Genomic DNA, 13,109 nt, shown 5'->3' with positions numbered 1-13,109 from the left:
GTGCCTGGCAGTGGCGTCAGTGCACGCAGATGTCTGCCCACTTCTGCACCGACAATTCGCCGAGAATCGTCTGCACGAGAGCGACACCGGGCTGGCTTGCCGTGAAGCGGTATGCACAGCCAGCCGGCAGCAATGCCTGGTGGCCCTTGCGCAGCACGACATGGCCCATCGGGCGGCCTGCGGGCTTATCGCCGGCATGGACAGTTCCACGACCCGCTGCGGGCGGCGCATCCAGCTTGATGAAATCGATCCGGACTTCGCCATCCATCTGGATGGTGAACTCGTCATGCGCGCAAGCGAACCATGCCGACTGGCCCTCGGTGCGCAGCACTTCGATGACGTATTCGAGGTTCTTGCCCGCTACGACTTTCTCGTAAGGGGCGGATTGTGACGCCACCTCGAAGACATTCGAGAAGGCATAGTGATGAGCGCTTCCGCTCGTGATTTCGATCTCGCCTTTTTTGTATTTTTCGAGCGAGCCGAAGACGGTATGAAATGCTGTGTCGGTCATTGCTGTCTCCTGTTGTTGAACTGCTGTCAGGTTCAACTCTAGGAGCAAGCACCGGCAGGGACAACTAGCGGCAAGGCGACTACGGCATTTGCGTTTTCCGAATAATCGCCGTGTCAGCGCCGTGTCAGCTGACCCAGCCGCGCTGCAGCAAAGGCACGTCCCACGCCGGCTCAGGTCCAATATATTCAGCAAGAAACTCGACCAGCGCCTTGACCTTCAGCGCCTGACGCTGCGTCGCGGGATAGACGGCAGCGAAGCTCAAAGAGGAAAGCTCGTACTCTGTCAGAATGGGCACCAGCGTTCCCTCTACGAGCGCGTCACTGGCAACGAGTGTCGGCAGGCACACCACCCCGCCGCCCGTGAGCGCATAGTCGCGCAGCAGGTGCACGGAGTTCGAGCGAATCATGCCTGGCAGTTCCATCTCGACCACTTCATCGCCGTGCCTCATCGTCCAGCGATTACGCGACGGATATCCCGAATAAAGCGCCGTTGTGTGATGCAGCAAGTCGCGCGGATGCTGCGGCGCACCCTGCTCTTCGATGTATTTGCGCGACGCGCAAAAGAGCCGGCGAACGGTGAAGAGCCTGCGCTCGATGAGCGACTCGGAAATGGGTGGAAATATCTGAAATGCGATGTCAAAGCCTTCTTCGACCGGATCGACAACACGGTCATTGACGATGACATCCAGCTGGATGCCGGGATAGCGGCGGTTGAACGCTGCGAGGGGTGCACCGAAATGGCCGAGAGCGAAACCCGGCAGCATCTGGATGCGCAGCCGGCCCGTGGGTGTGGCGCGAAGCTCGCGCATCTGGTCCGTCAGTTCGTTCACCCGACCAACCACGTCCGCACACTCGCGGTAGAACGCCTCACCCACCTCCGACAAGCGCACGTGGCGCGTACTGCGATGAAAAAGCGGTGCGTTGACGAACTTTTCCAATTGCTGAATCCGGTTCGTCACCACCGAGCTTGTCACTCCCAGTTGCCGGGCTGCCTCGACAAAACTACTTGCCTCCGCGACCCGCACGAAGGCCTCGATGCTTAGAAACCGGTCCATACCGCGCCCTTGTTCGTCAGCCAAAACGCCAGTTTATACGACCCTTTCACCGGGATCGGCTTGCGGCAGAGCACCAGTAGTCATGCCTTCAACGCGCACGTCGACAACATGAGCGCCACACATGCAACAAGGCCCGCGATAGAACCGCGGGCCCCAACACGGGTCTCCACCCCGGGATTTACCGCGGCTGCTCTCCTGCAGCCAGTTCGGCGCCGACGCCCCGGCGACGCAGCAGCACGGCGGGCGCCGTCTCCTTGAGCAGGAGGCTGACGACAATGCCGAGCACGACGGCGATCATCGGCAGCCAGAGGATGTTCTGAATCCCGAAGTGCGCGGCCACATAGCCGCCCATGGCCGGTGCAATGCCTCCGCCGAAGATTTCGCCTGCGCCCACCACAACGCCGATCGACGTCGAGACAAGCCCAATGGGAGCAGCTTCGGTGGCCACCGGACCGGAAAGCAGCGAGACCAGACCGAGCGTGAAAAACGACGCAACGAAGAGCACCACGAAGAGCGGGAGCGGTTGTGGCCCAAGGCCGCGGAAGAGGTAGAGCAGCGCCGCCGTGCTTGCGAAGCCAACGATGCTCGCCACCCGGCGGCCGGTGATGTCGGACAGTCCAGGCAAGCCGAATTGCCCGAGAAAGCCACCAAAGCCGATAGCGGAAACAACCAGACCCATGCGCTGCGTGTCGAGCGACAGGTAGCTGGTGAGATACAGCGGCAGCAACGCGCCGAGGACGAACACACCCGTCATCGCGCAGCAAAGCGCCGCCATCGCGACAATGATGTTCCGGCTTTTCAGTACGTGGCCGAGCGATACCGGCGTGTGCTCAGCCGCAACCTGCTTCACCACCTTCGGCTCGCGGATGACGCGGAACATGATAAGACCGAGAATCAGGCCCGGGATGGCCACCAGGCCGAATACCCACCGCCACGTGACGAAACTCAGCAGTTGCGTGGCGATGATGGGCGAAAGCGCCAGCCCGAAGAGCGCAAAACCGCTTTGCTGGAGACCAAGGTTCAGGCCGCGTCTGCGTGGATGCGATGCGTCAGCGGTGGCCGCGAAGCTCGTGGGACAGAACGAACCCTCGGCCACGCCCATCAAACCGCGAATGGCAATCAGGCTGAAGAGTCCGCCGGCAAGACCCGAGAACCCGGAGAGGAGCGAGAAAGCCAGGATGGCCGGAATGAGCACTTTCCGGCGGCCGACCTTGTCCGAGATACCGCCCATCAGAGCGGCGAAGACGCCCCACGATAATCCGAGCACGCCGATGCAGTTACCGACGTCCTGCGCAGTCAGGTTGAGGTCCTTCATGATTGAAGGAAACAGCGGCGCGATCAGCCAGCGGTCCAGCCCGACAAGCCCGAACCCGAGCGCGAGCAACGTCACCGCTTTCCATTCGTAGGAGGTATCCCATTCCTTTGCATTCATTTCCGTCTCCGTTGATGCGGGTTCTCCTGCGCACGCCAGCATGTCCGCGCAAGGACCCGCTTGGATTTTTTATGCGACCGCAGTCGCGAAGAAGTGATCAGCCGCCTGTGCGGCGTGTGGCGGCTCGAATTCACCGGGCCGACGGGACAGAGATTGATGCAAGGCTCGACATTCCGGTATCGAAGAACTGGCGAACGCGATATTCGTGAAACACAAATAATCCAGTTCAATAGACGGAAAGCCCGCCCAGAGAAGCGAATCGCAGCATCCGCGGACGGGAAAACGCGTGCTTGACCACTTCCCAGGGGAATCCCTCGTAGACACCGGATAAGGCCAGCGGCGGTTCGTACACGGTGGGATTTAACGGTGGAATTTAACGGCGCGCAAAACGCAGTGCCGTTTAAAACGCCCGCACGTTACGCGCAACGTCTCAGGCCTACGTACTTCCCCGACTCAATTTTCCCTGTGCCGGGCCGATACCACGGATACGAGTCTCATCAGAACTCGTGTGGGAGTCACACATGAAACTTCGCCCTTTGCTCGCTCTGCTCGTTTCCCTCGCTATCGGCGCATCGCCGGCACTCGTCAACGCCTGGGCATCCACGGACCCGGATGCCGCAACGCTGTTCGGCACGAAGCTTACGACTATCCAACAGACCGGCGGTACAGCGACGGCCGCTGTTACAACGGCCTCGGTCGGAGCGGACGTGCTGCGCGGCGCCAGCGGCAATGTCGGCGTGAATATCGCGGCGGGCGCGCTGAATGCACAAGCCAATCAGATCGCGCTCATCAGTTCACCGGCCGCAGACGTCAATACGCTGCAGGACGCTCACGCCGCGGCGTCGGTCAGCGGCAGCAGCACGGCGAGCCTCGGTGCGGGCGCGCTGGCTCACGTGAGCGGCAATGTCGGTGTGAATATCGTTTCGGGCGCGGGTAACGTGCAGTCGAACGCGCTCGTCGTCCACTGAGCCAGGTCTGGCAGCGCGGGGCGCCCGCATCGTTCGGCACGCGTCGAAACATTCGGTCAGCGGACACCCTAGACTCGAAGTCCTGACACGACGACGGGAGCCGACCATGACCGAAGCCACGCAAGCCGAGATTCGCCACATCTACGAGCAGTGGCACGAGACTGTCGTGCGGCGCGATCTCGCAGGGCTGATCGCGCTGTATGACGACTCTGCGATTCTCGAAAGCCCGCTGATTCTCGCCACCTGGCGTGACAGACAAAGCGGCATTCTGCGCGGCAAGGCTGAAATCACGCCATTCTTTGAGGCCGGCCTGCGCGCCCCGCCCAGCGACCTCGGCCGCTGGTACCGCACCGGCACCTTCTTCGCCAACGGCAAGCAGCTCACCTGGGAGTATCCGCGGCACACGCCGGATGGCGACCAGGTGGATCTGATCGAGATGATGGATATTGCCGGCGGCCTGATCGTGCATCACCGGGTCTACTGGGGCTGGGTCGGCTTCAGATCGCTCGCCGCTACGCTCGCGACGAAGCAGTCCTGAGATGACACCGCTCGCAAACAACTCGGCCACCGCGCGCCGGGTGCTGGCCGCGACCAGCATCAGCTACACGATCGTTCTGCTCGACGCTTCGATCGTCAACGTCGCACTCGAACAGATCGGCACCACGCTGCGCAGCGGCGTCACGGGCCTGCAGTGGGTCGTCAATGCCTACACGTTGAGCTTCGCGAGTCTGCTGCTGAGCGGCGGCACGCTAGGCGACCGGCTCGGCGCGAAAAACGTCTACCTTGCGGGCCTCGCGCTGTTTGCGCTGGCCTCCGCGCTGTGCGGCATGGCGCCCAGCCTCGCGACGCTCGCCGGCGCACGCGCCCTCCAGGGCATGGGTAGCGCGATGCTCGTGCCGTGTTCGCTGGCTCTGATCAATCGCGCCTTTCCCGATCCAGCCCGGCGGGCTTCCGCGGTGGGCGTGTGGATGGGCTGCGGCGGCATCGCGATGGCGTCCGGGCCGCTGGTGGGCGGCATCCTGATCCACGCGTTCGGCTGGCGCAGCATCTTCGCCGTCAACGTTCCCATTGCGCTGCTTGGCATCTGGCTGACGCGTTCGATCGAGCGTGACGGCTGCGCGCCACACCGTCATTTCGATCTCGCCGGCCAGGCCGCCGCGATTGCCGCGCTCGGCACGCTGATCGCCGTGCTGATCGAAGGCTCGAGGCTTGGCTGGCGGTCGGCGCCGATCCTCCTTGGAATCGCCCTGTGCGGCGCCGCGTGGATGCTTTTTCTGGTTATCGAACAACACCGCGCCGAGCCGATGCTACCGCTTTCATTCTTCAGGAGTCCGCTATTTTCGGCGTCGACGGCCGTTTCGATGGCGTCCGCGTTTGTATTCTACGGGTTGCTGTTTACGTTCAGCATCAGCTATCAGACCATCCGGGGATTCTCGGCGCTCGAAACCGGGCTCGCGTTTTTGCCGATGACAGCGATGGTCGCCATCGGCGGGCTCGCGTCGCATCGTCTCGCAAAGCGCTACGGCACCCGCTTCTCGATGTGCGCGGCGTTCGCGTTTTACGCGGCCGGCTCGCTCGGCATGCTGGCGGCGACGCCACATGCACCGTACTGGCTGGCGGTGGCGCCGATGCTGGCGATTGGGTTGGCATCGGGCTTTATCTCGCCGGCGGCTACCGCTCCGGCCATGGGTACCGTCGAGAAGCAGCGCGGAGCAGTCGCCGCGGCGGTCCTCAATTCAGCGCGCCAGACAGGCGCCGCGTTGGGTGTGGCGATCTTCGGCGGCTTCATGAGCGCCGTACATCCCTTCGAAATGGCCATGCACGTGGCACTCGGAACCGCTGCAACGGTTGCGCTCATCGCGGCGCTGGTCTGGTGGATGGCAGCACGCGGATTCAGCACGGCGAGCCCACGCGAGATTCTCGTCACAGCCTGTAATAGCTGTAAGAGCGACTGAAACCCAACATGCCGCAGTCGCGCCTACACTGGAACTGCCTCATTCCCGTGAGGTGTTTTGTGTGAATCTCCTCAGCTTGGCCCGCCCCGACCCGGCGGGCCCTTTTACTGCGCCACGCCACAACTGCACCGGCCAGGTCACACAGCGAAAACCCCCTGCTTTTCTCGCGCATCTGCACAGCGTCGATTCAGATCGCGATGCATGGCCTGACTGTCGAGCAGGGCCGACGCATCGGACAGTCCCTGGTCGAAACGCAATACGTATTCGATGTCGGTGTAATCGTGATACGCGCCGCTGTCTGCCAGCTTGCGTGCTTCGGCGATGGCGGCGTGCAGCCGCTCGCTTTTGGTCAAATCTCTGATCGCCATGATTGCCGCTCCCAAGGAACAGTGTGACCATCATAGCAACGCTGTCTGCGTTGCAAGGTAGCGTGCGCGCAACACCTGGGATTTTCCGCTATGCCTTCGCCAGTTCGGCGAGTGCGCGCGCGTGGCAGCATTCATCAGACATACGACGAACGTAAGCATCTGTAAATGGGGCTCGCCCCCATTGTCGCGGCGCACGCAGCGCAGCCTGGCGCGCAGCGAATATGCCTGATTCGGCAAGTAATGCATCGTCACACGACGGGTCGAACGCACACGGTCCCGCACGCCTCCAAGCTCTAGAACAGGAGGACAATCCATCATGCTCAGACTTCTCGCCTTGATCGCGCTTGCGGCCACGCTGGGTGGCTGCGTCGTCGCCCCGACGCCGTACGGCTACGCACCGTATCCGGCCTATGGGTACTATGCAGCCCCAGCGGTGAGCGTGGGAGTTGGGGTTGGCGGCGGCTGGGGCGGCGGCTGGCACCGTTAAGCGCGGCGGGCATCGTGCAGCACCCGGGCACGTGCGATGTGGCTGCTGCCGGCCAGTGGAAACGCTTGATGCGCACAAAAGAATGCCCGCACGAAGCGGGCAAATTAAGACCTTCCACCGATGCCTCCTTTGGGAGAGGCAATTGCAGTGTAGAGCGATTTGAGCGCCGTGGGGTTGCCGCAATGTTTCGTTCAATTACATGCGCGCGATTCACGGGGCGCGCCGCCAGCACACAACGGCTCCCAACCTGACAATTGTTTCCCGTCGATTACCGCGTAACTCGCGGAAAAACATAGGTAACGCCCGCCCGCTGTCCATCTTCTAGCATCGTCAGACGCTGCCTTTCGAGCCGCCCGCGCCCTGCCGATGAACCTCTCACGTCCCTTTATCGAACGCCCCGTCGCAACCACGCTGCTTTCGGTAGGCGTGGCGCTCGCCGGCATCTTTGCGTTTATCAGGCTGCCGGTCGCACCTCTGCCGCAAGTCGACTTTCCGACCATTTCCGTGCAGGCGAGCCTGCCCGGTGCGAGTCCCGACACGGTCGCCAATAGCGTCGCCAGTCCGCTCGAGCGTCATCTCGGGCAGATTGCCGACGTCACCGAGATGACCTCGCAGAGCACCGTCGGTTCGTCGCGCGTGACCCTGCAGTTCGGGCTCGACCGCGACATCAACGGCGCGGCGCGCGATGTGCAGGCGGCCATCAATGCGGCGCGCGCCGATCTGCCGGCCAGCCTGCGCAGCAACCCGACCTATCACAAGGTCAACCCGGCCGACGCGCCTATCCTGATCCTCGCACTCACCTCGCACACGCTGCCGCGCGCAAAGCTCTACGACCTGGCCTCGACGATCCTCGCGCAATCGCTCTCGCAACTGCCCGGCATCGGTGAAGTCGACGTCAACGGCTCGGCCAATCCAGCGGTACGCGTCGAACTGAATCCGACTGCGCTGTATCACTACGGCATCGGCCTGGAAGACGTGCGGGCCGCGCTCGCCTCGGCCAACGCCAACAGCCCCAAAGGCATCATCGAAAGTTACGGCGAACGCTATCAGCTCTACGCCAATGACCAGGCGCGCGTCGCGGACCAGTACAAGGATCTGGTGATCGCGTATCGCAATGGCGCGGGAGTCAAGCTGTCCGATGTCGGCGAGATCGTCGATTCGGTCGAGGACCTGCGCAATCTGGGCCTCGCCCGCGACAATCAGCCCGCGGTGCTGGTGATGCTGTACCGCCAGCCCGGCGCCAACATCATCAGTACCGTCGACAGCGTGCGCAAGCAGATCGAGGAGTTGAAGCCGGCACTGCCCGCCGACGTCGACGTCATTGAAGCTTCCGACCGTTCCACCACGATCCGCGCGTCGCTGCACGACACCGAAGCGACCCTGATCATCGCGGTGGGCCTCGTGATCCTCGTCGTGTTCATCTTTCTCGGCAGCGGGCGCGCTGCGCTGATTCCGAGCGCGGCAGTGCCGGTGTCGATCATCGGGACGTTCGGCTTCATGTATCTGCTCGGCTATTCGATCGACAACCTCTCGCTGATGGCGTTGACGATTGCAACCGGCTTCGTCGTCGACGACGCGATCGTCGTGCTCGAAAACATCGCGCGTCACATGGAAGACGGCATGCCGCGCATGCAGGCTGCGCTGGTCGGTGCTCGCGAAGTGGGTTTTACCGTGCTGTCGATTTCAATCTCGCTCGTCGCGGTGTTCATCCCGATCCTGCTGATGAGCGGCATTATCGGGCGCCTGTTCCGCGAGTTCGCGGTGACGCTGTCGCTCGCCATCGGCGTTTCGCTGCTGGTATCGCTCACCACCACACCGATGATGTGCTCGCGGCTGCTGCGCACTGCCGGGGCAAATAGAGCAAATGCGACGAACGGGACCAGCCAGCCGGGCCGCATCGCGCGCCTGTTTGCGGCGCCGCTGCAGCGCCTGCACGACGGCTACGCGCGTTCGCTCGAATGGTCGCTGCGTCATCCGTTTCTGCTGCTCATGACGCTGGTGGCGACGATCGCGCTGAACATCTATCTCTACGCGGCAATTCCCAAGGGTTTCTTTCCGCAGGAAGACACCGGACGTCTGACCGGCGGCATCCAGGCCGACCAGAGCACCTCGTTCCAGGCGATGGGGCCGAAGCTCAAGCAGCTCATGAAGATTATCGGCGACGATCCGGCAGTGGAAAGCGTGGTCGGCTTTACGGGTGGCAGGCAAACCAACACCGGTTCGGTCTATGTGGCGCTCAAGCCGCTCTCGCAACGCGCCGAAACGGCCGACGAAGTCATCGCGCGGCTGCGGCCGAGACTCAACGCCGTGCCGGGTGGCAGGCTCTATCTGCAATCGGTGCAGGACATCCGTGTCGGCGGACGGCAAAGCAACGCGCAATATCAGTTCACGCTGCTTGGCGATTCGACTGCCGAGCTCTACACATGGGCGCCGCGCCTCACGCAGGCGCTACAAAACGTACCCGAACTGGAAGACGTCAACTCGGACCAGCAACAAGGCGGCCTCGAAGCGAACGTGGATATCGACCGCGGCACCGCGGCGCGCCTGGGCATCACGCCCTCGCAGATCGACAACACACTCTACGATGCATACGGCCAGCGGCTCGTCTCGACGATCTATAACCCGTTGAATCAATACTATGTCGTGATGGAAGTCGCGCCGCGCTACTGGCAATACCCGGAAACTCTCGACGAACTGTATGTGAGCACTTCGGGCGGCTCACCGAGCGGCACGCAATCGACCAATGCGGTGGCGGGCACCGTGACGACGGCCGCGAATGCGGCCGGTTCCACTTCAGGAGGCGGCAGCTCCAATACAGCTATGCCAGCCCCCGGTGTGGGCGCGATAGCGACCGCCGGCGGCACCGCCACGCCGACCCAGCCTCCCGCGCCGTCCAGCACGCCCACAGTCGGCATTCAGTCGACAGCGGCCGTTGCTGCGGCGGCGACCAGCAGCGCTAGCCCGTCGAACGCGATCAGCGGTTCGCCTGCCACCCCCGCCGCTACGCCATTCGCGCTCGCGGGAGCCGCCGGCGCAGCGGGCACGAGTTCGAGCGGTTCGGGCAGTTCGGGCGGCTCCAGCGCTTCGAGCACTTCGGGCAGCGCAACCAGCGCAGCGGCCATCGCCGCCGACTCCGCGCGCAACCTCGCGATCAACTCACTGGCGGCAAGCGGACATTCCAGCGCGTCGGCAGGCACCTCGGTCAGCACCGCCCAGGAGACCATGATTCCGTTCAGCGCCTTTGCGCGCTGGGATCCAGGTCACACGCCGCTTGGCGTCAATCACCAGGGCAATTTCGTCGCCACCACGATCTCGTTCAACCTGCCGCCTGGCGAACCGCTCTCCACCGCCATCGCCGCGATCGACCGGACCATGGCCGAGATCCGCATGCCGGGTACGATACACGGCGGTTTTCAGGGCACGGCGCGCACTTTCCAGCAATCGCTTTCGGACGAACCGCTGCTGATTCTGGCGGCGCTCGCGGCGGTATATATCGTGCTCGGCATCCTCTACGAGAGCTACGCCCACCCTTTGACGATACTCTCGACGCTGCCGTCGGCGGGCGTCGGAGCGCTACTCGCGCTAATGGCGTTTCACGTCGAGTTTACGGTCATGTCGCTGATCGGCGTGATCCTGCTGATCGGCATCGTCAAGAAGAACGCGATCATGATGGTGGACTTCGCGATCGATGCCGCGCGTGAGGGCGTGTCGCCGCGCGAGGCGATCTATCGCGCCAGCCTGATGCGCTTCCGCCCGATCATGATGACGACCTGCGCCGCGCTGCTCGGTGCGCTGCCGCTCGCCTTCGGTCACGGCGAGGGTGCGGATCTGCGCCGCCCGCTGGGCATCTCGATTGTCGGTGGACTGATCGTCAGCCAGATGCTGACGCTCTATACGACGCCCGTTGTGTATCTGTACATCGACCGTCTGCAGTCGTGGCTGCGCGCGAGGGGCCAACGCCACGCGGCTATCTAGAACCGGCTGCCCAAAAGCAACGAGGCTGCCGTTGCAAACGGCAGCCTCGCCAGGAGAAGCAACTTCGTGGAAGCAGCTTCAAGGAAGCAGCTTCGTGAGGATCAATACGCGCCCGGCGGCGGAGGCGGCGGGAAACCCGGGGGCGGCGGCGGGGGAGCGGTCACATAGCCGCCACCGTCGGAGGGTTGTATGGTCCGCATGCGGCCCTGCACCGGAATCCGCTCGCCCGATGCATACATGCATTGCATGTAGGCTTGATCGTAGTGGCGCTGGACGTCATACGCCGAATTTTGCGCGGCTCCTGCACCAAACACGCTGCCGGCCAGCAAGCCCGCACCCGCGCCGACCGCAGCGCCACGGCCGCCGTTAAACGCCGCGCCAGCCGCCGCACCGAGCGCCGTACCGACAGCCGCGCTACCCAGCGCGCTGGCAGTCGCCGCCTGGTTGGTCGACACCCCGCCCACCTGCTGGAACGCGAACTGCCGGCACGAATTGTCGTCAGCACGAAACTGATCGAAGCTTTTGCCGGTGCCGGGTAGCGCCATCACGCTAGGACCGCTTGGCATGACCGAGCAGGCACCGAGAAAGCTCAATGAAGCGATAAGAGCAAACCTTGAATATTTCATTTCCTTCTCTTTGCGGTAAAGCGTTTTTAGTTTGACGGCGACTGCGCCTGCTGCGCCGGGACCGGGCGCCAACCTGACGAGCACGACTTCACATACGGGTAGTAGGTTTTCGAGTCGTCGCAGTAGTACCAGGTGCCGCCCTGTTGCCCGGACGCCTGCGCTACCGGGGCCGCATCAGGCTGGCCCTGCTCCACGTACTCCTGCGGCTGCACCGGAACCGGCACCGGCACGGCAACCGCCGGCGGATACGGGTAGTAATACGGCACCGGACCCCACGGGTAGTAATAGCCCCCGCCCCCGATGTACACCCCAACGCGTGCTGCATGCGCCACGCCGCTCGCGCAAACCATCGCTGCAGCGGACAAGCCGAGCAAAATCGTCACCCTTTTCACAACTATTCTCCACGACGTTAACTGGCACCCAAAAGTGGCACCTACATGGTGTCCCACAGTACTACTGAACGCTATGCTACTCCAGGCCGCAATACAATTACTTAAGAGCGCGGGATTTTTTCCGCTCGTTACACTGAAAGATTTCTGTCATGAATAGCAGCAAGGACGGGCTCGGATGAGCCTGCTGCAAAACGCCCCGAGCGTTTCTATTGCAAGGGGCCGCCATCCAGATGGAGGCGCTGTAACAATTCGCGGCCGCGCCGGGTCAATTGCAACGTCGAGCCCTGCCGGTCATGCGAGCGCACTTCGACGAGTTCATAGTGGCGCAAGGCAAGCACGTCGGGATCGAATTCCTCGAGATGCCGCCCGGGATTCCGGAGCACCATGAGCGTCGCGAGTTCGTGATGGCTCAACATCTGACACCTCCATTGGTCAATGCATGGGCGATGTCGACATCCTAGTGAGCCACGATGCTATTTTGGCTACTGCCTTGTTTCGCAAGGTTACGCGGTTACATGTGCGTGCGATGCAAGCACACGAACCTAGATGGCCGCATGTCGCGCCATGCCCGCGAGGCATCTGTTTGCTGCGCCGTGCGCCGCATTTTGACGGGGCCGCAGTGCGGAAAAACGGCGCGATACGAAAGCGTGCGAAAGGGGGCCAGCTTTCTCGCCAACGGTCCACGCGGACCGGGCATCAGGAATCCGGGAAAGGTCAAAGCAGCCGATAGTAAGCGAGTTCGCTCGCGAGCGTTTCCGTCCCGACGAAGCGGTGCCCATGCAACCCCGCTTCGAGCGCACCCGCGACATTCGCCTCGACGTCGTCGATAAAGAAGGTCTTGCCGGGCGCGGTGCCCAGATGCGCGACACAACGCCGGTACAACTCGGGCGACGGCTTCGCAACACCGAAGGACGCCGAGGCATACACCTGCGCGCCAAACACCTCGGCAACCGGCGGACACAGGTAACGAATGTGATCGGCAAGCAGGCGGCAGTTGTTGGTGAGCACCGCGACCCGATGGCGCGCGGCCACCGCCTGCGCCAGTGCAATCACCTCGTGGTCCGGGGTCATTGCCGCGCGCCGTGCGTCGAGCCAGTCGTTGAGCGTGAGCGGATAGCCGAGCAGCGCGCCGAGTTCGTCGAGATAGTCGGCGTCGCTCACCTGACCTGCGTCGGCACGCCCTTCGAGACCCGAGTCCCAGATCGCCTGGCGAACCGTCTGCGCATCGCGGCCAACCGCGGCCGCCAGATGGGCAATACGCGCCGAACGATCATAGCGGCATAGCACGTCGTCAAGATCGAACAGGACGAGTGAGATGGGGGCAGTCATGGCGTCGCTCGC

13 protein-coding genes are annotated in these 13,109 nt (G+C 63.1%); 5 read left to right on the top strand and 8 right to left on the bottom strand.

The annotated features are described in order from the left end of the window. Nucleotides 1–16: 16 nt before the first annotated feature. From FFS45_RS18285 to FFS45_RS18275, 3 genes are all read right to left on the bottom strand, one after another. The gene (locus FFS45_RS18285) at nucleotides 17–511 is read right to left on the bottom strand and encodes a hydroxyquinol 1,2-dioxygenase (protein ID WP_137956035.1); all 495 of its coding nucleotides are present in this window, start codon (nucleotides 509–511) and stop codon (nucleotides 17–19) included. Nucleotides 512–635: 124 nt separating this feature from the next. Next, nucleotides 636–1,565 (bottom strand): LysR family transcriptional regulator, encoded by a 930-nt coding sequence (locus tag FFS45_RS18280; protein WP_137956034.1) that lies wholly within the window; start codon nucleotides 1,563–1,565, stop codon nucleotides 636–638. A gap of 178 nt (nucleotides 1,566–1,743) precedes the next feature. Further along, nucleotides 1,744–2,997, bottom strand: coding sequence for an MFS transporter (locus FFS45_RS18275; protein WP_137956033.1), 1,254 nt, complete (start codon nucleotides 2,995–2,997; stop codon nucleotides 1,744–1,746). 521 nt (nucleotides 2,998–3,518) lie between these two features. Between FFS45_RS18275 and FFS45_RS18270 the strand changes: the two genes are divergently transcribed. From FFS45_RS18270 to FFS45_RS18260, 3 genes are all read left to right on the top strand, one after another. Then, nucleotides 3,519–3,965, top strand: a complete 447-nt coding sequence (locus tag FFS45_RS18270) for a hypothetical protein (RefSeq protein ID WP_137956032.1) — start codon at nucleotides 3,519–3,521, stop codon at nucleotides 3,963–3,965. A 106-nt stretch (nucleotides 3,966–4,071) separates the two neighbouring features. Further along, on the top strand, nucleotides 4,072–4,503 hold the full coding sequence (locus tag FFS45_RS18265; RefSeq protein WP_137956031.1) for a nuclear transport factor 2 family protein: 432 nt from the start codon (nucleotides 4,072–4,074) through the stop codon (nucleotides 4,501–4,503). Nucleotide 4,504: 1 nt separating this feature from the next. Beyond that, entirely contained in the window at nucleotides 4,505–5,920 is a 1,416-nt protein-coding gene (locus FFS45_RS18260) for an MFS transporter (protein ID WP_137956030.1), read from the top strand. Nucleotides 5,921–6,057: 137 nt separating this feature from the next. Here the strand turns inward: FFS45_RS18260 and FFS45_RS18255 are convergent, their stop codons facing one another. Continuing rightward, nucleotides 6,058–6,288, bottom strand: coding sequence for a hypothetical protein (locus tag FFS45_RS18255; RefSeq protein ID WP_137956029.1), 231 nt, complete (start codon nucleotides 6,286–6,288; stop codon nucleotides 6,058–6,060). 316 nt (nucleotides 6,289–6,604) lie between these two features. On the opposite strand from FFS45_RS18255, the gene FFS45_RS41760 reads away from it, so the two are divergent. Both FFS45_RS41760 and FFS45_RS18250 read left to right on the top strand, forming a co-directional pair. Continuing rightward, a complete protein-coding gene (locus FFS45_RS41760; protein ID WP_171029682.1) occupies nucleotides 6,605–6,775 on the top strand; it encodes a hypothetical protein in 171 nt (56 codons plus the stop codon). A gap of 366 nt (nucleotides 6,776–7,141) precedes the next feature. Then, the gene (locus FFS45_RS18250) at nucleotides 7,142–10,750 is read left to right on the top strand and encodes an efflux RND transporter permease subunit (RefSeq protein WP_137956028.1); all 3,609 of its coding nucleotides are present in this window, start codon (nucleotides 7,142–7,144) and stop codon (nucleotides 10,748–10,750) included. 101 nt (nucleotides 10,751–10,851) lie between these two features. Here the strand turns inward: FFS45_RS18250 and FFS45_RS18245 are convergent, their stop codons facing one another. The 4 genes from FFS45_RS18245 to FFS45_RS18230 form a co-directional block, all read right to left on the bottom strand. Continuing rightward, nucleotides 10,852–11,376, bottom strand: coding sequence for a glycine zipper family protein (locus FFS45_RS18245; protein ID WP_137956027.1), 525 nt, complete (start codon nucleotides 11,374–11,376; stop codon nucleotides 10,852–10,854). Nucleotides 11,377–11,402: 26 nt separating this feature from the next. Next, entirely contained in the window at nucleotides 11,403–11,768 is a 366-nt protein-coding gene (locus FFS45_RS18240; protein WP_137956026.1) for a hypothetical protein, read from the bottom strand. A gap of 206 nt (nucleotides 11,769–11,974) precedes the next feature. Further along, complete coding sequence (locus FFS45_RS18235) at nucleotides 11,975–12,184, bottom strand: hypothetical protein (RefSeq protein ID WP_137956025.1); 210 nt, start codon at nucleotides 12,182–12,184, stop codon at nucleotides 11,975–11,977. Nucleotides 12,185–12,482: 298 nt separating this feature from the next. Continuing rightward, the gene (locus tag FFS45_RS18230) at nucleotides 12,483–13,097 is read right to left on the bottom strand and encodes an HAD family phosphatase (RefSeq protein WP_137956024.1); all 615 of its coding nucleotides are present in this window, start codon (nucleotides 13,095–13,097) and stop codon (nucleotides 12,483–12,485) included. Between the last annotated feature and the right edge of the window lie 12 nt (nucleotides 13,098–13,109).

The organism is Burkholderia sp. 4M9327F10 (genome assembly GCF_005503145.1).
In the GTDB taxonomy this organism is placed as follows: Bacteria; Pseudomonadota; Gammaproteobacteria; order Burkholderiales; family Burkholderiaceae; genus Paraburkholderia.
This window is presented reverse-complemented; position numbering and strand designations above follow the sequence as displayed.